The following is a 23,813-nucleotide window of genomic DNA, read 5'->3' as shown; positions in this document are numbered from 1 at the left end:
CCGACTGGAGACACCATGAATATTACCCATGCCTGGGCTGCACAGGACGCCAAATCAAAACTCGCCCCGTTCGACTACAAACCGCGCGAACTGCGTGAGCATGATGTGGAGATTGAAGTGCTCTATTGCGGCGTCTGCCACTCCGATCTGCACCAGGCGCGCAACGAATGGAACAACACAATTTTTCCGGTCGTACCGGGCCATGAAATTGTCGGTCGCGTAACCGCCGTGGGCGCGCACAGCCATAAATATCAGCCCGGTGACCTGGTGGGCGTTGGCTGTATGGTTGACTCCTGCCGCAGCTGTCCGAGCTGTCAGGAAGGGCTGGAGCAGTATTGCGAAGAGGGCATGACAGGCACCTACAACGGCCAGGATCGCGAAACCGGCGCGGTCACCTACGGTGGCTACTCCACCAGCATGGTGGTCAACGAAGATTTTGTGCTGCGCGTGCCGGAAAACCTCGACCTGGCAGGCGTTGCGCCGCTGCTGTGCGCGGGGATCACCACCTATTCGCCGCTGCGCCACTGGAATGTCGGGCCGGGCAAAAAAGTGGGTATCGTAGGCCTCGGCGGCCTGGGCCATATGGGGGTGAAAATTGCCCATGCGATGGGCGCGCAGGTCGTGCTGTTTACGACATCGCCATCAAAAGTCGAAGATGGCAAACGTCTTGGCGCTGATGAAGTGGTGATATCTAAAGATGCCGATCAGATGGCGGCCCACGCTAACAGTTTCGATTTTATTCTGAACACGGTAGCCGCACAGCACGATCTCAACCCGTTTATCACCCTGCTGAAGCGTGATGGCAATATGACGCTGGTCGGTGTGCCCGAGCACGATCATCCGGCACCTCAGGTGGTTAACCTGATTTTCAAACGCCGCAGTGTCTCTGGCTCGCTGATCGGCGGCATCGCTGAAACGCAGGAGATGCTCGATTTCTGTGGCAAGCACGGCATCACCTCAGACATTGAACTGATTGCCATGGATCAAATTAATGAGGCGTATGAGCGCATGCTGAAAAGCGATGTAAAATATCGCTTTGTCATCGATATCAATACCCTGCGCGATACGCCTGCGGCGTAACGGCTCAGGCGTTGTGCTGGCTGGCGCCCGCCGCGTGCGTGGCGTCGGCCTGCTGGTAAGAGGCGTCAACCAGATAGTAAATCTGCGAATCCTTCAGCGATCCATCCAGCCACAGCGTGCTCCAGCAGGATTTATTCAGGTATTCGCTGGGAAAGACGTCGCTGTGCTCTTCACGCAACAGTTCAGCCAGTGCGGGAGAGGTTTTCAGCGTCACCGCCGGCCGCCCTGCTTTCTCATAAAGCATGGCAAACAGCACACCGTGGCTCTTAATCTGCGTTGCATCCCACGCCTCTTTAATGTCCTGTTCTGCGGCGGGTTTGCTCATGCAGTAGGTCAATAGCTCAGAAATCGTCATTGGTTATTCCCCTTGTAAAGTCGCGACGATGCGTCTGGCACCGCCCTGTATGCGATGTTCGCCCAGCCAGATGCCCTGCCAGGTCCCCAGCATCAGCCGCCCGCGACTGACCGGCAGCAGCAGTGAAACGCCCAGCAGTGACGACTTGATATGGGCAGGCATATCGTCTGCGCCTTCATAATCGTGCTGCCACCCTGCGTTTTCAGGCACCTGGCGTAAGAAATGCTGCTCCATGTCGCTGCGCACGGTGGGATCGCAGTTTTCATTCAGCGTCAGCGACGCGGAGGTATGCTGTAACAGCAGATGCAGCTGGCCGATGCGCACGCCATTGAGGCCGTTAAGCTGGCTTAAGATCTCATCGGTAATGAGGTGAAACCCGCGCGCTTTTGCGCTCAGGGTGAGGGTCTGTTGCTGCCACATAGCAAAGTCCTAAAAAAACAGGTCTCTTAAGTGTGCAGCATGTTGGCGAAAGGTAAACCCTGCCGCAGGAAAAAGCATCAGCCTGCCTGGCAGACGCAAAAAAAAACCATCCGCATTAAAACGGATGGTTCGTGGTGTCGCGTCCGGCAGTTACATAACGGCAGCAAACGCCTCTGCAACGCGTTTAACGTTACTGCGGTTCAGACCAGCAACGCACATACGCCCGCTGGCGATAAGATAGATCCCGAACTCATCGCGCAGGCGATCAACCTGCTGTGCGCTGAGACCGGTGTAGCTGAACATACCGCGCTGCTTCAGCAGATAGTCGACATTTTTACCCGGCAGAATTGCCTGCAGCTCGCTGACCAGCGCCTGGCGCATCTCCGCAATACGCAGGCGCATCGCTTCAACTTCTGCCAGCCACATGTTCAGTAATGCGGCATCATTCAGCACGCAGGAGACTACCTGCGCACCAAAATTTGGCGGACTGGAGTAGTTGCGGCGCACGGTGGCTTTCAGCTGACCCAGCACCCGTCCCGCTTCTTCAGCGCTGTCGCAGACCACAGAGAGCCCGCCCACGCGCTCGCCATAGAGCGAGAAGATCTTGGAAAATGAGTTGCTCACCAGCGCCGGCAGACCCGCGGCTGCGATAGCGCGAATGGCGTAAGCATCCTCTTCCATTCCTGCACCAAAGCCCTGATAGGCGATATCGAGGAACGGGATCAGCTCCTGCGCTTTCAGCACGGCGGTGGTCTCATCCCACTGGGCATCAGTGAGATCGGCGCCGGTCGGGTTATGGCAGCAGGGATGCAGCAGCACAATGGCATGCTTCGGCAGCGATTTCAGGCAGCGGATAAATGCGTCAAACTTAACGCCGTTGGTCTCAGCATCGTACCAGGGGTAGGTGTTTACCGCGAAGCCCGCGCCGTTAAAAATCGCTACGTGATTTTCCCAGGTCGGATCGCTGACCCAGACCTCTGAGTGCGGAAAATAGCGCTTCAGGAAATCAGCCCCCACTTTCAGCGCACCGGAACCACCCAGCGTCTGAATAGACGCGATGCGTCCCGCTTTCAGCACCGGGTGTTCGTGACCAAACAGCAGCGGCGCAATGGCGTTGCGGTAAGGGCCTAAACCTTCCATCGGCAGATAGAGTGATGCCTGATGCGGCTGCGCCTGCAGACGCTCTTCAGCTGCCGCAACGGCCTGCAGCTGCGGAACGATCCCTGCTTCGTTGTAGAACAGGCCGATACTGAGATTGACTTTATGCGCGCGCGGATCTTGTTTGTAGGTTTCCATCAGCGACAGAATCGGATCGCCGGCGTAGGCATCAACGTTTTGAAACACGGTGCAGATCTCCATAAAAATGCATGAGTAAGCGTAAGACGGCGCTTTTATACCTGATAGCGGCCAGGACGATGGTTCAGCGCAATGATAAGGTTGAGGATCGCCGCGCCCGCAACAGAGGCCAGCAGCATCGGTAGCGGTACGACAAACAGCGAGGCGCATACCACACAGGTATCAACCATCATCTGTAGCTTCCCGGCACGCAGACCGGTGCGATCCTGCAGCCAGAGCGCCAGAATATTGATACCACCCAGGCTGGCTTTGTGACGAAACAACACTATAAACCCGATCCCCATGACCACGTTACCGAACAGTGTCGCATAAAAAGGATTTAATGCCGAAAAGTGGATAAACAGCGGATGCAGCTGTGTGAACAGGGAAACCAGCGCCACGGCACCAAAGGTTTTGCAGGTAAATTCCCACCCCATGCGGCGTATCGCCAGCCAGTAAAACGGCAGATTGATGGCAAAAAAGGCGGCGCCGAAAGAGGAGGATGAAAGGTAGCTGATTAAAAACGCGATACCGGCCGTTCCGCCGGTCAGCGCGCCCGCCTGCTTCAGCAGCATGACGCCAAATGAGACCATCAGCGTTCCCAGCACGATAGCCAGCGCATCTTCGATGCGGGAGTGAGGAGCCGCCACTGGCTGAGCGATGTTGTCCATCAGGAGTTCTCTGTGCAAATAAAAGCGATATAGCTGCAAAAAACGCACCACTCCGGCCTCGCTGCTGCTTAGCCGGAGGGTGCCAGCGAATATCCCATTGATATCTAAGGCGCTTTATTGCACAGTTTTATGCATGAATCAGAATAAAACCGTTGATTCATGCACAAATTCGGTCTTAATCGCGAGAAATAAGCAGAGAGAGGGAGTCTGATGCACTTTTATGGCGCATTATGCACCTTTATGGCGCACTTTGTGCGCAGGCTTCATCATCAGGCCATTCTCTTTCAGCCGGTTGAGTACCACCGCCGTTTTAACGTGCGACACGCTCTGATGGCCCGCCACCAGCTGGCTGATCAGCGCGCTCAGCGAAGCGAGATCGGCCACCGCCACTTTCAGCAGATAGTCAGCGTCTCCGGTGGTTTTAAACGCGTCAACAATGGCGGGTTCTGCTTCTACCATCTGCAAAAAGTTATCTTCGTAATCGGGCGTATGGTTTTTCAGCCGCACTTCAATCAGTCCGACCATGCCGAGACCCACCGCATCAGGCGACAGCCGGGCATGATAGCCAAGGATTAAATTCGCCTGTTCAAGGTTGATGCGGCGGCGTGAGCATTGTGATGCGGATAACCCCACCAGATCGCTCAGTTCCTGATTGGTAAGACGGCCGTTAGATTGTAATAGCGTCAATATCTTAAGATCGTAATCATCTACCTGCGTCATTCTGATCCCACAGCGTTGTCACATTCGCTTTGGCACAGATAACCTGATAGCGGACCGCCTTGTCCAACACTATTTTCTGATGACGTGAGGTGCATGCACAAAACGTGCATGCACTGGCAGGCAAAGGCTTATTCGTCGTCGTATTGCGGGCCGGCGTAGTTGTCAAAGCGCGACCACTGGCCGTTGAAGGTAAGACGCACGGTACCGATCGGCCCGTTACGCTGCTTGCCGATGATGATCTCAGCGATGCCTTTCAGATCGCTGTTTTCGTGATAAACCTCATCGCGGTAGATAAACATGATCAGGTCAGCATCCTGCTCGATCGATCCTGATTCACGCAGATCGGAGTTAACCGGACGTTTGTCGGCGCGCTGCTCCAGTGAACGGTTTAGCTGCGACAGCGCCACGACCGGCACATTCAGCTCTTTGGCCAGCGCTTTCAATGAACGCGAAATTTCGGCGATCTCCAGCGTACGGTTCTCGGAGTGCGACGGCACGCGCATCAGCTGCAGATAGTCGATCATGATCATGCTCAGACCGCCATTTTCGCGGAACACGCGGCGGGCACGCGAGCGTACTTCGGTTGGCGTCAGGCCGGAAGAGTCATCAATAAAGATGTTTTTCTTCTCCAGCAGAATACCCATCGTGGCGGAGATGCGCGCCCAGTCCTCATCTTCCAGCTGGCCGGTACGAATACGCGTCTGGTCCACGCGCGACAGAGATGCCAGCATACGCATCATCAGCTGCTCGCTGGGCATCTCCAGACTGAAGATCAGCACCGGTTTCTCATTGAGCATCGCGGCGTTTTCGCACAGGTTCATGGCGAACGTGGTTTTACCCATTGAGGGACGCGCCGCCACGATAATCAGATCGGACCCCTGCAGGCCAGCCGTTTTTTTGTTCAGATCCTGATAGCCGGTATCTACGCCGGTTACGCCATCGTGCGGCGTTGAGACCAGCGCTTCAATACGGGACACGGTGGCTTCAAGGATCTGCTCAATGTTCTGCGGGCCGTCATCTTTATTCGCGCGCTGCTCGGCGATTTTAAAGACGTTGGATTCGGCAAAGTCGAGCAGATCTTCACTGCTCCGCCCCTGCGGATCGTAACCGGCGTCGGCAATCTGGTTAGCAACCGCGATCATCTCACGCACTACCGCACGTTCGCGCACGATATCTGCATAGGCGCCGATGTTAGCCGCACTTGGCGTATTTTTCGCGAGTTCGGCCAGATAGGCAAAGCCGCCCGCCATCTCCAGCTCGCCGCGCGTTTCCAGCGACTCTGACAGCGTGATCAGGTCGATAGGCTGGCCCAGCTCCAGCAGCCGCTGCATCTCAGCAAAAATCATGCGGTGTGAGCGGTTAAAAAAATCGTCTGCGACAACGCGCTCAGAGACGTTGTCCCAGCGCTCGTTGTCCAGCATCAACCCACCCAGCACCGACTGCTCCGCTTCTATGGAGTGCGGCGGCATTTTTACGCCTTCCAGCTGCCGATCGCGGGGTTCGTTCGATTTGTTGGTGGGTTTGTTTCCTGCCATAGTGAATGCATTACCGATCGTGAAAGGGACGCGCAAGTATACCGCCCCCGGATGAACATTCACAGGAGTCAGCATGGCAAAGCGTATTCAGTTCAGTCAGCACGGTGGCCCGGAGGTTTTGCAGTGGGCAGATTTTGATCCTGCCGATCCGGCTGAGCATGAGGTGCAGGTAGAAAACCGGGCGATAGGCATCAACTATATCGACACCTATGTGCGCAGCGGGCTCTACCCGGTTTCAGCCTTTCCTTCCGGACTCGGTACCGAAGCGGCAGGCGTGGTCAGCAAAGTGGGCGCAGCGGTCACGCGTTTTCAGCCTGGCGATCGGGTGGTTTACTGTCAGGCCGCTCTGGGCGCTTACAGTGAACTTCACAACGTTGCGGAAGAGCGGCTGGCGCTGCTGCCGGAGAGTATCTCTTTTGAAACGGCGGCTGCCTCATTTCTTAAAGGGCTGACAGTCCAGTATCTGCTGCGACAAACCTGGAAAGTCAAAGCGGATGAGACGTTTCTGTTTCATGCTGCCGCAGGCGGTGTGGGTCTGATTGCCTGCCAGTGGGCCAAAGCGCTGGGTGCACATCTTATCGGCACGGTGGGTTCTGCCGAAAAAGCGCAGATTGCCAAAGCGGCTGGCGCATGGGCCACCATCAACTATCGCGAAGAGGATATTGCACAGCGCGTCAGCGAACTGACGCAGGGGAAAAAAGTGGCCGTGGTGTATGACTCTGTCGGTAAGGATACCTGGGAACCATCGCTCGACTCTCTGCAGCGCCACGGGCTGCTGGTCAGCTTTGGCAACGCCTCCGGCCCGGTAACCGGCGTGGATTTAGGAATTCTTAATAAGAAAGGCTCTCTGTTTGTCACCCGCCCGTCGCTGTTTGGCTATATCACAAACCGTGAGGAGCTGGAGCAGGCGAGCAGTGAACTCTTTTCCCTGATAGCCAGCCGCGCCATTCAGGTAAACGTACCGGAGCAGCAGAAGTTCCCGCTGCGCGATGCCATGCGCGCGCATCAGATACTGGAGAGTCGTGCGACCCAGGGCTCCAGCCTGCTGCTGCCCTGATGCAGGCAAAAAAAGAGGGCTTCCTGAAGGAAGCCCCTGATTCTTTTTTTAGTTCGCGCTGGTGTAGGGACAGCGGTACTGAATCTGTATACGTATAGTGGCAGAAAACATAAGTAAAAAATATGTTTACGTTTTATTTAGCGCCAGCGGAATTCAGCGCTGTGATCTGAGCCGCATTTTTTACCAGCCGCGTCGCTCCATCCTGCTGATTTTTCTCCTGAGCCGGTTCAGTCTGGTGCTGCTACCCGGTGTGGTAACGCTGCGCCAGACCCAGACGGCGACCACGGCCAGCAGCAGCCAGGGTAACAGTTTTATAACAAAGGCAAACAGGCCGGTTAAAAACATCAGCGCGGTGGCAACGGCTAAAGCCGCAATCACCCCCAGCAGGGAAACGCCGGTCAGCAACAGCATTAAAAAGAACCCAAGCACAAATACAATTTCCACGTCTATTCTCCTCTGTCAGGACTCTGCTGACAGATACAATTTTCGTGCCAGATCGGTTAATTTATAAGATATTGATTGAAAAGTATTTATTCAGGGCACTGCGGTAGAAGTGGTGAAAAAAACCAGGTTTCAGGCAAAATAAAACCGCACCATTTCTGCTGCGGTTTTTAGAGAGCGCGAATTACGCTTCCTGGGGGATGCGATCGGCCACCAGCGCCAGCGCGGCTTCCAGCACCCGCACATCAGCACCCGGTTTATGGGCATTTTCGCTCAGATACCGTCGCCACTGACGGGCACCCGGAATACCCTGAAACAGCCCCAGCATATGCCGGGTGACGTGCCCCAGATAAGTGCCCTGCGTCAGTTCCGCTTCGATATAGGGATACATTGAACGCACAACGGCGACCAGATCCACTGCCGGCGTTGTGCGGCCAAAAAGCTCGCGGTCAACCTGCGCCAGCACGGAAGGATTTTGATACGCTTCGCGGCCCATCATCACGCCATCCAGATGCATCAGGTGCGTCTTGGCCTCTTCCAGCGTTTTTACCCCGCCGTTGATCGCCATGGTCAGCGCCGGAAAATCACGTTTTAGCTGATAAACGCGCGGATAGTCCAGCGGCGGGATCTCCCGGTTCTCTTTGGGGCTCAGGCCTGACAGCCAGGCTTTGCGAGCGTGAATGATAAAGGTGTCGCAGCCGCCCCGCTCTGCCACGGTGCCGGTAAAGTCGCGCAGAAACGCGTAGCTGTCCTGCTCATCAATACCGATGCGGGTTTTTACCGTGACCGGAATAGAAACCACATCGCGCATCGCTTTAATGCAGTCAGCCACCAGGTTCGCATCCGCCATCAGGCAGGCACCAAAACGACCGTTCTGTACGCGGTCGGAAGGACAGCCCACGTTAAGGTTGATCTGATCGTAACCGCGCGCTTCAGCCAGTCGGGCACACTGCGCCAGCGCCGCCGGATCGCTGCCGCCCAGCTGCAGCGCAACCGGATGCTCCTCTTCGCTATAGGCAAGGTAATCGCCTTTGCCATGAATAATCGCGCCGGTCGTCACCATTTCGGTATAGAGCAGCGTATCGCCGGTCAGCTTGCGATGAAAATAGCGGCAGTGACGATCGGTCCAGTCGAGCATCGGCGCGATAGAGAAGCGTTGCGAAGAGAAGTTATCAGTCATGAAGCGCAGTAGATCCGGAGTTAAATGATGAGAAACTGCGCAATGATACCACAGCCGTCACGGACGACACAGCCGCCCGTGACAGACCCGTCAGAAGTTAAAGCCGAGCTGTACCATCGCACCCCAGGTACGATCTTTACCGGCGGAGCCCGCGAGATCCAGATGCACCGCATTATTAAACGGCGACAGCCCGAGGCCGGCGGTAACCACGTTAACGTCATTTGATTTCAGATCGGCGCGATAGCCTGCCCGCAGTGCCAGCCAGTCGAGCACGCGATATTCCGCGCCTGCGCCCGCATACTGGCTGCTCTCCTGCGACTTAAAGCGTTTGGTTTCCGTCAGGTCCACATCGCCGGTCAGGGTAACCGGCCCGCGCTCCCATGCCAGTCCGGTTGTCACCAGCGGACGGATTTGATAGGTATCGCGATAGCCATTGACGACTTTGGTTTCCAGATCGCGTGAGATCAGGTTCTGCCCGGTCAGACCAAACGTCCAGTTTTCAGCAAACGCGGTTGCGAGACCGGCATCAACGTTAAAGCCGGTGTCTGAACTGCGATAGCGTCCGTTTTTAAGATCGTTTTTATCGTAGTTATAGACGCTGGCGCTGTAGTTATAGAGCCATGTCTTCTGCAGCTTGGGCGTAATACCGAGCGAGACCGGATGACCGGCAACCGTGAACTCATGCGCCATGGCGATACCATAATCGGTGACCAGCGCTGCCAGTCCGTTCGCGCTGGAGCGCAGGTTATCCTGATCGCCCGGCTGCGGAAACGCCCCGTTTGCCAGACTATCCAGATAATCGATATCGCTCTGAGCCACATTGGCCCGGATATGGGCGGTGCCATAGGCTTTGGTAATAAAAGCAAACGGCAGCGTCGCATTGGGAACGGTGACGGCCAGCGCAACGCCAGCGGTGGCATCCGCTTTGTTACCTTTAAGCCCGCGCAGCTGATCGGCCATATCACCGGCTGCGGCACGCAGTTGCGGTACCGCATTGATGGCGGCAAACGGATCCGAGATGAGATTCGCGTTGATGTTATCAATCACGTCGCGATAGCGATCAACCGTATCGGTGATGTCATCAATGCGATCGACCAGCTTGTCTTTATCCGTCACCTGTAACCCGGCAGAGGGAAAAATAATGCCGGCGTTCTCTTCCGGCTGCGCGCGTGTCATCAGCGCGGGGTTAGCCAGCACGGCAGAGCTCCAGTGCGACGATGCGACACCGGTTCCGCCCATCGCATCATTGCGCGCATCATACCAGGTTCCCGCGGCCAGCGCTGAAGAGGAAACCAGCAGCGCGTTTAAACCAGCAAAATAAGCCACCCGGGCCAGCGTAAAGCGTGTTGTCATCATGAGGCTGCTATCACCTTAAAAAATTATTGAGTGTCGCGTAGGCGAAATAATGGTGTTAACCGCTATTCTGAATGGCGGCTAACGCTTCATTGCTGTGAACTGAAAGGGATAAGCACTGCTGTTCGCAGAATTGGACACGATTGCGTCACACTGCGCTTTTTTTAGCCACTCAGGCGAATTATTGCTCTTATAAGGCCAGTGATAACTTTAGCCTGCCTGAACCATATCGGGAATCTGGTCACTTGCAAAGCAAAAATAGCGCGCTAAACACGCTTAAAATTGCCGGATAAGTGTGATCGACAGCACGCTTCGGCCTGGGCAGGCAAAAACAGCATGGGCGGATGGAGTGTGATAAAATAACATCACCTGTTAGCCGGAGAACATTATGTCAACTCTTACCCCAGCGCAGCTGCTGACCCAGGTCGAGGCGCTCTGTCTCGATCGCGGCGTGCGTCTTACGCCACAGCGTGCCGAAGTACTGCGCCTGATGGCTGAGCAGAAAGGTTCTGTCAGCGCCTACGATCTGCTGGATCAGCTGCGTATGAGTGAGCCTCAGGCGAAGCCGCCCACGATTTACCGCGCCCTCGACTTTTTGCTGGAGCAGGGATTTATCCACCGCGTGGAGTCCAACAACAGCTATGTGGTCTGCCATCATTTCAATGAGCCGGCCCACAGCTCTGTCATGCTGGTTTGCGACAGCTGTGCCGCAGTGAGTGAACAGCAGGCGCACGGCGTGGAAAAAATCATTGCGGGACTGGCTGACCAGGCAAACTTCAGCCTGCGCCATACGGTAATTGAAGCGCACGGCCTGTGCGAAAACTGTGCGGAAATTGCCGCCTGTACACAGCACGCCAGCTGCGCGCACGATCATGAAGCGATGAGTAAAAAACGCGGCAAAAAGGGCTGAGCGCACGCCTGAAGGCATGCGGGCGGGTTATGCTCTGAAGCGGGGTGGCACTAGCTGTGTGGATCGTTGTGCCGGCTTTCCCATTCGTTTACTTCGCGCTCCGCTTCTGCTCTGGCATAGCCGTAGCGCTCCTGAATTTTGCCGATCAGCTGCTCGCGTCTGCCTTCGATCACGCTCAGGTCATCATCGGTCAGCTTGCCCCACTGCTCTTTGCATTTTCCTTTAAACTGTTTCCAGCTGCCACTCGCTTCATCTCTGTTCATTGCATCTCTCCCCGGTTTGCTGAGCCAGACGGTATGCCACCACAGCGCGGGCTGAACCGCCGTATAACCCGCGTGCTGTCACGTTAAGGTTAACCGCTGCAGCACAAACTGCCAGTTTTGTGGGCTACCGCCTGACCGGCTGCTATCACACGCTGAACCAGCTGTCGCGCTGCCAGTGATGACGCCAGATCAGCCCGAGCGTAATGCCTCTCAGCGCGAGAAATACGGTAATAGCCAGCCATAAACCATGATTCCCGAGCCACGGCAGCGTCAGCAGCGTCAGCGCATAGCCCAGCGCCGCCAGCAGCATGCTGTTGCGCATATCCCGGCCGCGCGTGGCTCCGATAAACATCCCATCCAGCAGATAGCACCAGACGCCAGCCAGCGGCAGGATCACCTGCCAGATCAGATAGCGGTCAGCCGCCTCACGCAGCGACTCAATCGAGGTCAGCAGCGCGATAATTGCCGGACCGCAGAGGGCGTAAATCACAGCGAACAGCAGCGCCACAATGCCCGCCTGCCGGCAGGCGGCATACCAGATCAGCCGCAGCCGGCTGCGATCGCCTGCGCCGGTCGCCTCACCGGAGCAGGCTTCCACCGCATACGCAAAACCATCCAGCGCATAGGCAGTAAAAGTCAGGAACATCAGCAATACCGCATTGACGGCGACCACGTCAGCGCCGAGTCGCGCGCCCAGTAGCGTCAGCGAGGCGAAGCAGAGCTGCAGCAGCAGCGAACGCAGCATGATGTCGCGGTTAAGCCGGAACAGGCGCGCGGCGTCGCCGCGCCAGCTGGCTTTAAGCAGCGAAAATGATATGCCGCGCAGCGCCAGCACCCGCGCCACCATCCATAGCCCCACGGCCAGCGTCACATAGTCCGCGACGGCGGTGGCCGCTGCGGCACCCGCCACGCCCCAGTGCCACTGCAGAACAAACAGCAGATCGAGCAGGATATTCACGACGTTGCCGGTAATAAGCAGCACCATCGGCGCGCGCGCATACTGTACGCCGAGCAGCCAGCCGAGGATCACCAGATTTGCCAGCGTGGCAGGCGCGCTGAGCCAGCGGATAGCGATAAAGGTTTGTGCCTGCTGCTGCACCGCCTCGCTGCCGCCCATCAGCGCGGCTGCCAGCTCGCTGACCGGCGTTCGTAGCGCAATGAACAGCACGCCTGCCGTCAGCGCAATCAGCATCGGCTGGATCAGCGCCCGCGCCAGCGCTGGCTTATCGCGGGCGCCGAACGCCTGCGCCGTCAGGCCAGTGGTGCTCATCCGCAAAAAGAGCAGCAGCATAAAGACAAAGCTGGTGGCCGTTGCACCCACGGCTACGCCGCCGAGGTAAACCGGGCTGTCGAGGTGGCCAATGATAGCCGTATCCACAATGCCCAGCAGCGGTACGCTGATGTTAGAGAGGATCATGGGCAGCGCCAGGCGCCAGAGCGTGCGATCAGAAGAGGTAAACAGCGGCATCAGCCAGTCCTGTTATTGCGGGCAACGCGCCTCATGCAGCTGCACGGCGCCACGGTTGGAAGCAGAGGGGTAATATAGCAGACCGCGGCCTGTGCAAGCACAGACCGCAGCGGGGGGACTAACCAGGTATTACAGCCATTCACCGGTACGGACAATACCGACAGCCAGACCTTCAACGGTCAGAGACTGCTGGCGCGTATCCACTTCGATAGGCTGAAAATCGCTGTTTTCCGGCAGCAGATGCACGATAGCACCCTGCTTTTTCCAGCGTTTTACGGTGACCTCGTCGTCAATGCGCGCCACCACGACCTGGCCATTACGCACATCCTGGGTTTTATGCACGGCAAGCAGATCGCCATCCATAATCCCGATATCTTTCATCGACATGCCGCTAACGCGCAGCAGAAAATCCGCACTCGGCTTGAACAGGTTAGCATCGACCTGATAGTGGGTCTCGATGTGCTCCTGAGCCAGCAGCGGCTCGCCGGCAGCGACACGCCCGATTAACGGCAGTCCGCCGCTTGTCTCTTCTTCCATCAGCAAGCGAATGCCGCGCGAGGCGCCAGAGACAATCTCAATGACCCCTTTACGCGCCAGCGCTTTCAGGTGCTCTTCAGCTGCATTGGGTGAGCGGAAGCCCAGCTGTGAAGCGATTTCAGCACGCGTTGGCGGCATGCCGGTTGTATTAATATGGTCGCGAATCAGGTCATAGACCTGCTGCTGCCTGCTGGTTAACGCTTTCATCCCGCCCCCTGGTTGTTTATACAGTCGCTGTGAGTATATACAGGTATTGGCGAAATGAAAACCGCAGCTGCGGCAAAAATCAGCGATATATCGGTACGGGCGGCCTTAATATGCGTGCGGCCAGAGCAGCGTTATCCAGACAAACAGCGCGAGAAGGATCGTCAGCAGTACGGCGGCAGAACCCATATCCTTAGCGCGGCCCGCCAGCGGATGACGCTCCTGGCCGATTCGGTCGACCACCGCCTCAATCGCGCTGTTGAGGATCTCCACCACCACCACCAGTATCACCGAACCAATTAGCAGTACGCGCGTCACTGCGTCCACATCCAGCCAGCAGGCGACAACTACCGCAATCACCGCTGCAACGGCTTCCTGACGAAAGGCCGCTTCATGTTGCCAGGCTGCGCGTATTCCCTGCCAGGAGTAGCCCGCCGCTTTGATAATACGCAGCAGGCCGGTAACGTTATTTGCCATGAATAGGGAACCCTTGAGTAATTTTGGCGTCAATGAGTGCGCAGCGTGCGATGGCACAGCCACAGATCTCCGCTGCACTTTCTGGTATGCTTGCCGCGCTTTGCTAACAAGAGGCTTCAAGTTGTCTATGTCAGGTTGGCGTAAACTCTATTACAAATTATTGAATTTACCACTCTCTATTTTGGTAAAAAGTAAGGTCATACCGACCGATCCGGTTTCGGAGCACGGTATCGATCCCACTCGTCCCGTGATGTATGTTTTGCCTTATGATTCAAAGGCGGACCTGCTTACATTACGCAACCAGTGTCTGCGGCTTGATCTGCCCGATCCGCTCGCGCCGCTGGAGATTGACGGCACGCTGCTGCCGCGCCATGTGTTTATCCATGATGGCCCGCGTGTCTTTCCTTACTACGTGGCGAACCCGGAGTCAGTGAAATTGTTTCACGACTATCTGGATCTGCATCGTAATAACCCGCAGCTGGATGTCCAGATGCTGCCGGTGGCGGTGATGTTTGGCCGTGCGCCGGGTCGTGAAATTCAGGGCGAGCCTACGCCGCATCTGCGCGTACTGAATGGCGTACAGAAGTTTTTCGCCATTCTCTGGCACGGTCGCGACAGCTTTGTCCGCTTCTCTTCCACCGTCTCGCTGCGCCAGATGGCGACCGAACACGGCACGGATAAGTCGATTGCGCAGAAGCTGGCGCGCGTGGCGCGTATTCACTTTGCCCGCCAGCGTCTCGCCGCGGTGGGACCAAGCCTGCCCGCCCGTCAGGATCTGTTCAACAAGCTGCTGCAGTCGAAGGCGATTGAAAAAGCGGTTGAAGATGAAGCGCGCAGCAAAAAGATTTCGCATGAAAAAGCGCAGCAAAACGCCGTTGAGATGATGGAAGAGATCGCGGCAGACTTCTCATATGAGGCGATCCGCGTTACCGACCGCATCATGGGCTGGCTCTGGAGCCGCCTCTATCAGGGCATTAGCGTCAACGGCGGCGAGCGCGTGCGTCAGCTGGCGCAGGATGGTCATGAAATAGTCTATGTGCCCTGCCACCGCAGCCATATGGATTATCTGCTGCTCTCCTACGTGCTTTATCATCAGGGGCTGGTGCCGCCGCACATCGCTGCCGGTATCAATCTTAACTTCTGGCCAGCCGGGCCCATTTTCCGCCGGCTGGGGGCCTTCTTTATTCGCCGTACCTTTAAGGGCAATAAACTCTACTCCACCGTATTCCGCGAATATCTGGGCGAGCTGTTCAGCCGCGGCTACTCGGTTGAGTACTTTGTTGAGGGCGGACGCTCGCGCACCGGTCGCCTGCTCGATCCCAAAACCGGCACGCTTTCAATGACGCTGCAGGCGCTGCTGCGCGGCGGCAGCCGTCCGATTACGTTTGTACCGATCTACATCGGCTATGAGCACGTAATGGAAGTGGGTACTTACGCCAAAGAGCTGCGCGGCGCAGCGAAAGAGAAAGAGGGCTTTGTGCAGATGGTGCGCGGCCTGCGTAAGCTGCGCAATCTCGGTCAGGGCTACGTTAACTTTGGCGAACCGCTGCCGCTGGTTAACTACCTGAACAAGCATATTCCCGAGTGGCGCGAGGCGATCGACCCGATCGATCCGCAGCGCCCCGCGTGGATGACGCCAGCGGTAAACGATATCGCTGCCCGCCTGATGGTGCGCATTAACGAAGCGGGTGCGGCCAACGCCATGAATCTGTGTGTGACCGCGCTGCTTGCGTCCCGTCAGCGCTCGCTGACGCGTGAGCAGCTGACGGAGCAGCTGGAGTGCTACACCCAGCTGCTGCGCAACGTGCCCTATTCACCGGAAGCGACGGTGCCCGATCTGAGCGCCGAAGCGCTGCTGGATCACGCGATGGGCATGAATAAGTTTGAAACCGAGCAGGACAGCATCGGCGATATCATTATTCTGCCGCGCGAGCAGGCCGTGCTGATGACCTACTACCGGAATAACATTCAGCACATGCTGGTGATGCCGTCGCTGATTGCCGCGATTGTGCAGCAGCACCGCGAAATCAGCGAAGCAGAGCTTCTGCGTCAGGTAAGCCTGGTCTACCCGATGCTGAAAAGTGAACTGTTCCTGCGCTGGGAAAGTGCCGAACTGCCGGCGCTGCTTAGCGCGCTGTGCGCGGAGATGGCGCGACAGGGGCTGGTAACGCAGCTGGATGGGCAGATTAAGCTGAGCGCCGCGCGCTATCGCACGCTGCAGCTGCTGGCAGCCGGTATTCGCGAAACGCTGCAGCGCTTTGCGATCACTTTCGCCATTCTCAGTGCCAAACCGACGATCAACCGCGGCACGCTGGAGAAAGAGAGCCGCACGCTGGCGCAGCGTCTGTCAGTGCTGCACGGTATCAATGCGCCGGAGTTCTTTGATAAGGCGGTATTTACCACGCTGGTGCTGACGCTGCGCGATGAGCGCTATATCAGCGACTCAGGTGATGCCGATGCGGAGCGCACGCACGCGATGTGGCAGATGCTGGCGGAGCTGGTCACCAGCGATGTGCGTCTGACGATAGAGAGTGCGGTCGCACACGAGTAAGGCAAAGCAGGGACGCAGGATGCGTCCCTGCCGGTTCAGAACAGCGCCAGAAACGGCTGCGTATTCAGCAGCACGCCAGCAAACAGCACCAGTCCCACATAGTTGTTATTCAGAAAGGCCTGAAAGCAGGCGTCGCGTTCGCGGCGGGCGATCAGGCTCTGCTGATAGACAAACAGCGCGCCGGCAGCCAGCAGTGACCAGTAGAATGCCCCGTTCAGATTCAGCATACTTCCCACCAGCGCCATCAGCCCCAGCGTGGCCAGCTGCAGCAGGCCAATAATCAGCTTGTCAAAACGACCAAACAGAATCGCCGTAGATTTAACGCCTATCTTCAAATCGTCATCGCGATCCACCATGGCGTACTGGGTATCGTAGGCCACCGTCCAGCAGATGTTAGCGAAGAACACCAGCCAGCAGACTAAAGGTAAGGACTCACTTACTGCAGCCCACCCCATCGGGATCGCCCAGCCAAAGGCTGCGCCGAGCACCACCTGCGGCAGATGGGTATAGCGTTTCATAAAGGGGTAGACCCAAGCCAGCGCCAGCCCGCCGAAAGAGAGCAGGATGGTCATGCGATTCATGGTCAGCACCAGCATAAACGCCAGCAGGCCCAGCGCAGCAAACAGCAGCTTTGCCTCTTTTTCTGAAACCGCCCCGCTCGCCAGCGGCCGGCCGGCGGTGCGTTTGACGTGACCATCCACTTTGCGATCGGCGTAATCATTGATGACGCAGCCGGCAGCGCGCATAACGATGACGCCAAGCACAAACACAATCAGCACCGGCAGCGGCGGCACCGCCATGCCAGCCAGCCACAGCGCCCAGAGCGTAGGCCACATCAACAGCAGCGTGCCGATAGGTTTGTCGATGCGCATCAGGCGGCTGTAAGCCTGCCATTTGCTTACGGATAATGATTTTTGCACGGGTCTCATCCTTGCTGCAGCGCGCGGTAAAGCGGCGATGCCGGTAAAAAAAGTTCAGTTAACAGAAGGGGCTTATCCGACAGGCGCAGGCGCGAACGCCGTCCCCACAGATCGCCGGCCTGGCCGGGATGAATAAAATCGCGGCTCAGCGCTGAAGAGGCAAAAAGATAGCGCCCCAGCGGGCGTGTGCCAAGTTGCTGCAGCATCTGCTCCGGTCCCTGCAGCGTACTCTCGGGCACTACGGTGCGGCCCAGCAGCCACGGCTCGCCGTCGCCGCACAGCACGATTTCGCGCAGCCAGAAGCGCGTATCGTTCGGCAGAAAAGCCGCTTCTGCTGCGACCTCCGCCGCGCTGACAAAGCCTTCACGGATGGGTTGAACGGTAACCTGCCGGCAGTGCTGCTCAAAACGGCGCGTCATGGAATCTTCTTCCATCAGCCAGTCGGTCAGCGGTGCGGGCAGCAGCGAGGAGGCGGGTAACCACTGCAAGGCATATAACTGGCGCAGCGCATCGTGCGACATCAGGCGATCTCCGGCAAAAAAGTTGCCTTAGTTTACCGCAGAGCGCGGCCGCTGGCACGGCCGCGAGCGCCGGAGATGATAAGGGACGTTATTCGCGCTTCAGCCGGTTGCTGTTTGCCAGCCACAGCGTGACCACCAGAATCAGGATCGCAGCGGAATAGCAGAGCGTGTCGAACGGGTTTTTGTGGTCAACGATAATCAGCCGGATAATGGCGGTGATCCCGATATAAACAAAGTAGCGCAGCGGAAAGTGATAGCCCGACTGAAAATATTTCACAATCAGCGCGATAAATTCAAAGTAGAGAAAGTAGATCACAATGCCTTCAATCAGCAGATAGGATGACGCCTGTTCACCGGTGCTGAACAGCACGTTAGCCAGATGAATCGTCTCCTTGCCGAGAAACACCACCAGGATCACGGCCAGGATTAACAGGCCGAGGTTAAGTACCCACTGCAGCACCGTCGCGATGAGCTGACCGGCGGCTGATTTATCTGTCATTGCTGCGTCCTTAATGCGCAAATGAGAAGAGCGCTATCATGCTGCAATGTGATCTGAATCACAATATGACGTTAAGGTGGCGGTTCTCCGGCAGGGGCAGCGTAAACGCCGTGGATATCTCATCGCAGTGAACCGGATTCAGCTACAGTTAACAGGTCGACGCCGCTTCAGGTTATTTATATCTAACGAAAAATTCATGCGGTGCGCTACCGGTCTTCCCCCGCTGCCGTGTTTGCCAGGCAGGCAGCTGGCTGCTTTTTGCCTGGCATACAGGAGCCTGCGACCGTGCTAACTCTGCTTAATCTGCTTTCTGCTGTCGCACTGCTGGTCTGGGGCACCCACATTGTGCGTACCGGCATCATGCGCGTGTACGGCGCCGATCTGCGCCGGGTACTGAGCCGCAGCGTGGAAAAAAAACCGATGGCTTTTCTGGCCGGCATTGGCGTTACCGCTCTGGTACAGAGCAGCAACGCCACTACGCTGCTGGTCACCTCGTTTGTGGCGCAAAACCTGGTCAGCCTGACACCTGCCCTGGTGGTGGTACTGGGGGCTGACGTCGGCACGGCCATTATGGCGCGCGTGCTGACCTTCGATCTCTCCTGGCTCTCCCCGCTGTTTATCTTTTTTGGCGTGGTCTTTTTTCTCAGCCGCAAACAGACGCGCGTCGGACAGATGGGCCGTGCTGCCATTGGTCTCGGGCTGATCCTGCTGGCGCTGCAGCTGATTGTCACCGCAGCACGTCCGATAACGCAGGCTTCGGGCGTGCAGGTGCTCTTCTCCACCCTGACCGGCGATACGCTGCTGGACGCCCTGATTGGCGCCGTTTTTGCCATCATCAGCTACTCGAGCCTGGCGGCGGTGCTGATCACCGCGACCCTGACGGCCGCCGGGGTGATCTCATTTAAGGTGGCGCTCTGTCTGGTCATTGGTGCCAACCTCGGCAGCGGCCTGCTGGCGATGATCAACGCCAGCGGTTCTAATGCGGCTGGCAAGCGGGTGGCGCTCGGCAGCCTGCTGTTCAAGCTTATCGGCAGCATTGCGGTACTGCCGTTTGTTGATTTTATTGCTGAGCTGCTGGATCGGCTGCCGGTGAATGATGAAGAGCTGGTGATCTTTTTCCACGTTTTCTACAACCTGGCACGCTGCCTGATCATGGTGCCGTTTGCGGCACCGATGGCGCGACTCTGCCAGCGTATGATTTCTGACGATGCAGAGCATCAGGCGCATCTCAAGCCCAGACATCTGGATAAAAGCGCGCTGGATACGCCTGCGCTGGCGCTGGTCAATGCCGCGCGTGAGACCCTGCGCATGGGCGACGTGCTGGAGCAGATGCTGGAGTCGTTCAGCCGCGTAGTCCGGGGCGAACTGCGTGAATCGCACCGGGTGCGGCAGCTGGATGATGATGTTGACGTGCTCTATACCGCGATCAAACTCTATCTGGCCCGCATGCCGCGCGAAGATCTGGCAGAGGAGGATGCGCGGCGCTGGGCTGAAATTATTGAGATGGCGCTGAATCTTGAACAGGCGGGTGACATCATTGAGCGCATGAGCGGTGACGTTGCGGATAAATCGTTGCAGGCGCGGCGGGCCTTTTCGGCAGAAGGGCTGGAAGAGCTGAATACACTGCAGGAGCAGGTGCTGAATAACCTGCGCCTGAGCCTCTCGGTATTTCTGTCGCATGATATCGCCAGCGCGAAACGTCTGCGGCGGGCCAAACATCGCTTCCGTATTCTGATCCGCCGTTTCTCTCACTCGCACGTGGAGCGGCTGCATCTGAATAATGTGCAGAGCATTGAGACCAGTTCGCTGCATCTGGGGCTGCTGGGAGATATGAAGCGCCTTAATTCGCTGTTCTGCGCGGTGGCTTACACCGTTCTCGACCAGCCAGATGATGAGCGGGAAGTAGATTAAGGTAAGCACGCAGAGGCGCATTTATACGCCCCTGGTTTAGGGTGTGCACGGTATCAACCGCCACTAACGGCGTTATTTAATCCCGTAGGGGGCGCATTTATGCGCCCCTGGTTTAGGGTGTGCACGGTATCAATCGCCATAAATGATTCGGTGCGGGCATCGGCCAGGGCGTCATTAATGACGCCCCTACGAGGGCGATGTAGGGGGCGCATTTATGCGCCCCTGGGTTATTTACGATAACAAACTAAACGCAATCATGCCGACGATGGCGCCGGTGGTGCCGAGGATGGTCTCCATCAGCGTCCAGGTCTTTAGCGTCTCGCCCTCGGTGGCACCGGTAAAGCGGCCAAACAGCCAGAAGCCAGCATCGTTGACGTGGCTGATAATAATTGAGCCACCGCCGATACAGATTGAGAGTGCCGCGAGCTGCGCGCCGCTGTAGTGCAGCGGTTCGATCACCGGCATCACCAGCCCTACGGTGGTCAGACAGGCCACGGTTGCAGAGCCCTGAATAACCCGGATAGCGCCCGCCAGAATAAAGCAGGCCAGCGCGATCGGCATACCGGCGCCGGTCAGCGCGTGACCCAGCACCGGCCCCACGCCAGAGTCAACCAGCACTTGCTTAAAGACGCCGCCGGCACCGATAACCAGCAGAATAATGCCGGCGGGCTGCAGCGCGCTGCCGCACACCTGCATCACCTTCTCTTTATCCATGCCTTGCCGGTACGCCAGGCCATAGATCGCCACCAGCAGCGCCAGCAGAATCGCGGTAAACGGATGGCCAATAAATTCCAGCCATTCGTAAAGCCGGGTATCCGGCGTGGTAAAGCGCGCACCGATGGTTTTCAGCCCGACCAGCAGCAGCGGAAACAGGATCAGAGAGAGGCTGAAACCAAATGAGGGCAGCCTGCCCTCGTCCATATCCGGCTGATGATCTTCCGGCGGCGCGCTGAAGCTGACGTGGCGGGCGATCAGGCTGCCAAACAGCGGCCCGGCGATCAGCATCCCCGGAATGGCTGCGCAGAGTCCCAGCAGGATCATCCAGCCAAAATCAGCGTGCATTTGTGCCGCCAGCAGCATCGGCGCAGGTCCCGGCAGCAGAAACGCCGCCGCCGCCGCTACGCCGGCAAACAGCGGGATCACCAGCTTCACCAGGTTGTCATGCGTGCGGCGTGCCACCGCAAAGGCGATGCTGATCAGCAGCACCACCGCGACTTCAAAAAACAGCGGCAGCGCGCAGATCAGCCCGGCGATCCCCATCGCATAGTGCGCCCGGCTCTCGCCAAAGGTTTTCAGCATCCGGATAGCGATCTGATCCACCGCACCGGTTTCATGCAGAATTTTGCCGAACATTGCGCCAAGCGCTACGACGATAGCAAGAAAGCCCAGCGTGCCGCCCATGCCTTTCTGCATCGTATCGGCGATCTGATCGAGTGGCATACCGGAGAAAAGTCCGGCGCCAATAGAAACTAACATCAGGGCGACAAAGGCGTGCATCCGCGCTTTCATTACCAGAAACAGCAGCAGCAGGACAGAGCCTGCTGCGGTTAACACCAGCGTTGCGGTACTCATTACTCGCCCTTGTTGATTGCATCCCTGATGGTCGCAACCGTAGCTGCAACAACGTCATCCAGCGAGTGATTGATATCCACCATCAGGACATCTGCCTCATCTGTGCCAGGTTCCTGCAGCGTGGCAAACTGCGTTACCAGCATCTGCGGCTTGAAGAAGTGACCCTTACGGGCTTTGAGGCGGGTTTCAATGGTTTCGAAATCGCCTTTCAGATAGATAAATTTCAGGTTGTGATTGCCCTGGCGCAAAATGTCACGATAGGACTTTTTCAGCGCCGAGCAGACGATAATCGACACCGCCTGAGTGCGCTGCATGGCAAAAGCCGCGTCGTTCAGCGCCTGCAGCCACGGCTGGCGATCGTTGTCATCCAGCGGATGGCCTTCCGCCATTTTCATGATGTTGCTGCGCGGATGAAGGAAATCTCCATCCAGAAAAGCGGTATTCAGTTCGTGTGATACCCGATTAGCAACGACAGACTTTCCGCTGCCGGATACACCCATCAGGATAAAAACGTGATGTGATGAAGATGGCGTGATCATAGTTTTGCGCTCCGGCAGCTTATTCTGCCAATGTTACCGATAACAAATCTGTCATTCATTGTCGGAGTGCGTCCCGATGCTGACAACCCTCGTCAGCCGGAAAAGCGTAAAAGTGTGAAGTGGCTCATACAATCGCCAAAATCAGATGCTGTCACCTTCAGCAATCTCAAAGCCGATATCGAGCGGGCCGCTAAATGAACGTTCGCCACCAATGCGCGCCAGCAGCATGGCAGCCGCCTCGCTCCCCATCCGTTCGCGCGGTGTCAGCACGGTTGCCAGCCGCGGCGTCACGACCTGCGTAATATCGTGACCATGAAAGCCCGCGATCGCCATCTGCTCCGGCACGCGCAGCCCCTGACGCTGGCATTCAAACATGGCGCCTACGGCCAGGTCATCGTTAGTACAGAACAGACTGTCGGTTGCCGGATAGCGCTTTTGCGCCTCGCACAGCAGCTGCGCGCCGGCGCTGAAGGAAGAGGCGTCTTCCATCATCACGCTGTGCGGCGTCAGCCCCGCCTCGCGCATTGCCTGTTCATATCCCTGCTGCTTCTGCAGCGTACGTTCATCGAGCCGCGCCCCCAGGTAGACCGTATGGCGATGCCCTTTCTTCAGGATAGCCTGCGTCATCTGTCGCGCCGCTTCGACATTATCAAATCCCACCGCCATATCCAGACACGGCGTGACGCTGTCCATGATCTCAATGACCGGGATCCCGGCTACCTCCAGCATGCGCAGCGTACCGGTGGTATGGGTGCGTTCGGTTAAGATCACGCCGTCAATATTCCAGCCCAGCAGCGAGCGCAGCTGCCGCTCCTCTTTTTCCGGATTGTAGCCAAAGTGCGCGACCAGCGTCTGATATCCCGCCTCATCGGTCACGGTTTCAATTCCGCGCAGCACGTCAGCAAAGACCTGGTTGGTCAGGGAGGGCAGCAGCACGCCAATGGCGCGGCTGGTGGCGTTTGAGAGCATATCGGGTGCACGATTAGGGATATAGCCCAGCTCATCCAGCGCGACGGCAATTTTGTCACGCAGCGCGGCGGAGACCCGCTCCGGGTCGCGCAGATAGCGACTGACGGTCATTTTGGTGATGCCGACGCGATCGGCGACGTCCTGTAATACCGGTCTTTTCTTCTTCATCGTATGCACCTGAGGCCAGAGATAGGCTGAGTTTATCACTATTTTTACCGCTTCCGTGTCTGGTGCCCGCCCGCATGCCGGATGGGTCGATCGGCGATAAAAAAAGCCAGCACGCAGGCTGGCTAAACAATACCGGAAGCAGTATCGGACTTACCGG

Annotated in this window: 24 protein-coding genes; 5 read left to right on the top strand and 19 right to left on the bottom strand. The window is 57.3% G+C overall.

From position 1 onward, the window contains the following. The first annotated feature begins 15 nt into the window (after window positions 1-15). Window positions 16-1,080, top strand: coding sequence for an NAD(P)-dependent alcohol dehydrogenase (locus F3J39_RS13090; protein ID WP_039382002.1), 1,065 nt, complete (start codon window positions 16-18; stop codon window positions 1,078-1,080). A 4-nt stretch (window positions 1,081-1,084) separates the two neighbouring features. On the opposite strand, the gene F3J39_RS13085 is transcribed toward F3J39_RS13090, so the two are convergent. The 6 genes from F3J39_RS13085 to dnaB all read right to left on the bottom strand — a co-directional run bounded on the left by F3J39_RS13085 (window position 1,085) and on the right by dnaB (window position 6,116). Continuing rightward, on the bottom strand, window positions 1,085-1,435 hold the full coding sequence (locus F3J39_RS13085; RefSeq protein WP_039381999.1) for an MmcQ/YjbR family DNA-binding protein: 351 nt from the start codon (window positions 1,433-1,435) through the stop codon (window positions 1,085-1,087). Window positions 1,436-1,438: 3 nt separating this feature from the next. Continuing rightward, entirely contained in the window at window positions 1,439-1,855 is a 417-nt protein-coding gene (locus F3J39_RS13080) for a secondary thiamine-phosphate synthase enzyme YjbQ (RefSeq protein WP_071668448.1), read from the bottom strand. A gap of 150 nt (window positions 1,856-2,005) precedes the next feature. Next, entirely contained in the window at window positions 2,006-3,199 is a 1,194-nt protein-coding gene (locus F3J39_RS13075) for an amino acid aminotransferase (RefSeq protein WP_108570134.1), read from the bottom strand. Between the two features lie 47 nt (window positions 3,200-3,246). Next, entirely contained in the window at window positions 3,247-3,861 is a 615-nt protein-coding gene (locus F3J39_RS13070) for a YitT family protein (protein WP_039381991.1), read from the bottom strand. Between the two features lie 228 nt (window positions 3,862-4,089). Continuing rightward, window positions 4,090-4,581 carry an Lrp/AsnC family transcriptional regulator gene (locus F3J39_RS13065; RefSeq protein WP_039381989.1) on the bottom strand — a complete coding sequence of 164 codons (492 nt, stop codon included), beginning with the start codon at window positions 4,579-4,581 and terminating at the stop codon, window positions 4,090-4,092. A gap of 128 nt (window positions 4,582-4,709) precedes the next feature. Beyond that, window positions 4,710-6,116 (bottom strand): replicative DNA helicase, encoded by a 1,407-nt coding sequence (gene dnaB / locus F3J39_RS13060; protein ID WP_039381986.1) that lies wholly within the window; start codon window positions 6,114-6,116, stop codon window positions 4,710-4,712. Window positions 6,117-6,189: 73 nt separating this feature from the next. Between dnaB and F3J39_RS13055 the strand changes: the two genes are divergently transcribed. Beyond that, complete coding sequence (locus F3J39_RS13055) at window positions 6,190-7,173, top strand: quinone oxidoreductase (protein WP_039381983.1); 984 nt, start codon at window positions 6,190-6,192, stop codon at window positions 7,171-7,173. Between the two features lie 180 nt (window positions 7,174-7,353). On the opposite strand, the gene pspG is transcribed toward F3J39_RS13055, so the two are convergent. The 3 genes from pspG to F3J39_RS13040 form a co-directional block, all read right to left on the bottom strand. Further along, window positions 7,354-7,617, bottom strand: coding sequence for an envelope stress response protein PspG (gene pspG, locus F3J39_RS13050; protein WP_039381981.1), 264 nt, complete (start codon window positions 7,615-7,617; stop codon window positions 7,354-7,356). A gap of 181 nt (window positions 7,618-7,798) precedes the next feature. Then, window positions 7,799-8,794 carry a tRNA dihydrouridine(20/20a) synthase DusA gene (dusA, locus tag F3J39_RS13045; protein ID WP_071668450.1) on the bottom strand — a complete coding sequence of 332 codons (996 nt, stop codon included), beginning with the start codon at window positions 8,792-8,794 and terminating at the stop codon, window positions 7,799-7,801. Between the two features lie 90 nt (window positions 8,795-8,884). Beyond that, window positions 8,885-10,147 (bottom strand): conjugal transfer protein TraF, encoded by a 1,263-nt coding sequence (locus tag F3J39_RS13040; RefSeq protein WP_166714333.1) that lies wholly within the window; start codon window positions 10,145-10,147, stop codon window positions 8,885-8,887. Between the two features lie 388 nt (window positions 10,148-10,535). Between F3J39_RS13040 and zur the strand changes: the two genes are divergently transcribed. Next, window positions 10,536-11,057 (top strand): zinc uptake transcriptional repressor Zur, encoded by a 522-nt coding sequence (gene zur / locus F3J39_RS13035; RefSeq protein WP_071668451.1) that lies wholly within the window; start codon window positions 10,536-10,538, stop codon window positions 11,055-11,057. 50 nt (window positions 11,058-11,107) lie between these two features. Here zur and F3J39_RS13030 read toward each other — a convergent pair whose 3' ends face one another. The 4 genes from F3J39_RS13030 to F3J39_RS13015 all read right to left on the bottom strand — a co-directional run bounded on the left by F3J39_RS13030 (window position 11,108) and on the right by F3J39_RS13015 (window position 14,006). Then, window positions 11,108-11,320, bottom strand: a complete 213-nt coding sequence (locus F3J39_RS13030) for a CsbD family protein (RefSeq protein WP_071668452.1) — start codon at window positions 11,318-11,320, stop codon at window positions 11,108-11,110. A 145-nt stretch (window positions 11,321-11,465) separates the two neighbouring features. Continuing rightward, a complete protein-coding gene (dinF, locus tag F3J39_RS13025) occupies window positions 11,466-12,788 on the bottom strand; it encodes an MATE family efflux transporter DinF (protein ID WP_039381969.1) in 1,323 nt (440 codons plus the stop codon). 129 nt (window positions 12,789-12,917) lie between these two features. Continuing rightward, window positions 12,918-13,532, bottom strand: coding sequence for a transcriptional repressor LexA (gene lexA, locus F3J39_RS13020; RefSeq protein ID WP_039381966.1), 615 nt, complete (start codon window positions 13,530-13,532; stop codon window positions 12,918-12,920). 105 nt (window positions 13,533-13,637) lie between these two features. Beyond that, window positions 13,638-14,006: a diacylglycerol kinase gene (locus tag F3J39_RS13015; RefSeq protein WP_039381963.1), complete on the bottom strand. Its 369-nt coding sequence runs from the start codon at window positions 14,004-14,006 to the stop codon at window positions 13,638-13,640. Window positions 14,007-14,133: 127 nt separating this feature from the next. On the opposite strand from F3J39_RS13015, the gene plsB reads away from it, so the two are divergent. Beyond that, entirely contained in the window at window positions 14,134-16,557 is a 2,424-nt protein-coding gene (gene plsB / locus F3J39_RS13010) for a glycerol-3-phosphate 1-O-acyltransferase PlsB (RefSeq protein ID WP_039381961.1), read from the top strand. Window positions 16,558-16,592: 35 nt separating this feature from the next. Here plsB and ubiA read toward each other — a convergent pair whose 3' ends face one another. From ubiA to psiE, 3 genes are all read right to left on the bottom strand, one after another. Further along, entirely contained in the window at window positions 16,593-17,477 is an 885-nt protein-coding gene (ubiA, locus tag F3J39_RS13005) for a 4-hydroxybenzoate octaprenyltransferase (protein ID WP_039381959.1), read from the bottom strand. Between the two features lie 5 nt (window positions 17,478-17,482). Then, window positions 17,483-17,998, bottom strand: a complete 516-nt coding sequence (ubiC, locus tag F3J39_RS13000) for a chorismate lyase (protein WP_039381957.1) — start codon at window positions 17,996-17,998, stop codon at window positions 17,483-17,485. 88 nt (window positions 17,999-18,086) lie between these two features. Then, on the bottom strand, window positions 18,087-18,497 hold the full coding sequence (gene psiE / locus F3J39_RS12995; protein WP_039381954.1) for a phosphate-starvation-inducible protein PsiE: 411 nt from the start codon (window positions 18,495-18,497) through the stop codon (window positions 18,087-18,089). Between the two features lie 285 nt (window positions 18,498-18,782). Between psiE and F3J39_RS12990 the strand changes: the two genes are divergently transcribed. Further along, window positions 18,783-20,408, top strand: a complete 1,626-nt coding sequence (locus F3J39_RS12990) for a Na/Pi cotransporter family protein (RefSeq protein WP_166714295.1) — start codon at window positions 18,783-18,785, stop codon at window positions 20,406-20,408. 231 nt (window positions 20,409-20,639) lie between these two features. Here F3J39_RS12990 and gntU read toward each other — a convergent pair whose 3' ends face one another. From gntU to gntR, 3 genes are all read right to left on the bottom strand, one after another. After that, window positions 20,640-21,980: a gluconate transporter gene (gene gntU / locus F3J39_RS12985; protein WP_166714294.1), complete on the bottom strand. Its 1,341-nt coding sequence runs from the start codon at window positions 21,978-21,980 to the stop codon at window positions 20,640-20,642. Further along, window positions 21,980-22,519, bottom strand: coding sequence for a gluconokinase (gene gntK / locus F3J39_RS12980; protein ID WP_039381948.1), 540 nt, complete (start codon window positions 22,517-22,519; stop codon window positions 21,980-21,982). The genes gntU and gntK overlap by 1 nt, the downstream gene beginning before the upstream one ends. Window positions 22,520-22,660: 141 nt before the next feature. Continuing rightward, the gene (gntR, locus tag F3J39_RS12975) at window positions 22,661-23,656 is read right to left on the bottom strand and encodes a gluconate operon transcriptional repressor GntR (RefSeq protein ID WP_166714293.1); all 996 of its coding nucleotides are present in this window, start codon (window positions 23,654-23,656) and stop codon (window positions 22,661-22,663) included. Window positions 23,657-23,813 lie beyond the last annotated feature (157 nt).

It is taken from the genome of Pantoea sp. Acro-807 (assembly GCF_011752675.1).
Taxonomy (GTDB): Bacteria; Pseudomonadota; Gammaproteobacteria; order Enterobacterales; family Enterobacteriaceae; genus Pantoea; species Pantoea eucrina.
This window is presented reverse-complemented; position numbering and strand designations above follow the sequence as displayed.

Excerpts from the sequence above, each read along its gene's own strand:
- F3J39_RS13090 (WP_039382002.1), top strand. The coding sequence starts at position 16 with ATGAATATTACCCATGCCTGGGCTGCACAGGACGCCAAATCAAAACTC.
- F3J39_RS13085 (WP_039381999.1), bottom strand. The coding sequence starts at position 1,435 with ATGACGATTTCTGAGCTATTGACCTACTGCATGAGCAAACCCGCCGCA.
- F3J39_RS13080 (WP_071668448.1), bottom strand. The coding sequence starts at position 1,855 with ATGTGGCAGCAACAGACCCTCACCCTGAGCGCAAAAGCGCGCGGGTTT.
- F3J39_RS13070 (WP_039381991.1), bottom strand. The coding sequence starts at position 3,861 with ATGGACAACATCGCTCAGCCAGTGGCGGCTCCTCACTCCCGCATCGAA.
- F3J39_RS13065 (WP_039381989.1), bottom strand. The coding sequence starts at position 4,581 with ATGACGCAGGTAGATGATTACGATCTTAAGATATTGACGCTATTACAA.
- dnaB (WP_039381986.1), bottom strand. The coding sequence starts at position 6,116 with ATGGCAGGAAACAAACCCACCAACAAATCGAACGAACCCCGCGATCGG.
- F3J39_RS13055 (WP_039381983.1), top strand. The coding sequence starts at position 6,190 with ATGGCAAAGCGTATTCAGTTCAGTCAGCACGGTGGCCCGGAGGTTTTG.
- dusA (WP_071668450.1), bottom strand. The coding sequence starts at position 8,794 with ATGACTGATAACTTCTCTTCGCAACGCTTCTCTATCGCGCCGATGCTC.
- F3J39_RS13040 (WP_166714333.1), bottom strand. The coding sequence starts at position 10,147 with ATGACAACACGCTTTACGCTGGCCCGGGTGGCTTATTTTGCTGGTTTA.
- zur (WP_071668451.1), top strand. The coding sequence starts at position 10,536 with ATGTCAACTCTTACCCCAGCGCAGCTGCTGACCCAGGTCGAGGCGCTC.
- F3J39_RS13030 (WP_071668452.1), bottom strand. The coding sequence starts at position 11,320 with ATGAACAGAGATGAAGCGAGTGGCAGCTGGAAACAGTTTAAAGGAAAA.
- dinF (WP_039381969.1), bottom strand. The coding sequence starts at position 12,788 with ATGCCGCTGTTTACCTCTTCTGATCGCACGCTCTGGCGCCTGGCGCTG.
- lexA (WP_039381966.1), bottom strand. The coding sequence starts at position 13,532 with ATGAAAGCGTTAACCAGCAGGCAGCAGCAGGTCTATGACCTGATTCGC.
- F3J39_RS13015 (WP_039381963.1), bottom strand. The coding sequence starts at position 14,006 with ATGGCAAATAACGTTACCGGCCTGCTGCGTATTATCAAAGCGGCGGGC.
- plsB (WP_039381961.1), top strand. The coding sequence starts at position 14,134 with ATGTCAGGTTGGCGTAAACTCTATTACAAATTATTGAATTTACCACTC.
- ubiC (WP_039381957.1), bottom strand. The coding sequence starts at position 17,998 with ATGTCGCACGATGCGCTGCGCCAGTTATATGCCTTGCAGTGGTTACCC.
- psiE (WP_039381954.1), bottom strand. The coding sequence starts at position 18,497 with ATGACAGATAAATCAGCCGCCGGTCAGCTCATCGCGACGGTGCTGCAG.
- gntU (WP_166714294.1), bottom strand. The coding sequence starts at position 21,980 with ATGAGTACCGCAACGCTGGTGTTAACCGCAGCAGGCTCTGTCCTGCTG.
- gntK (WP_039381948.1), bottom strand. The coding sequence starts at position 22,519 with ATGATCACGCCATCTTCATCACATCACGTTTTTATCCTGATGGGTGTA.
- gntR (WP_166714293.1), bottom strand. The coding sequence starts at position 23,656 with ATGAAGAAGAAAAGACCGGTATTACAGGACGTCGCCGATCGCGTCGGC.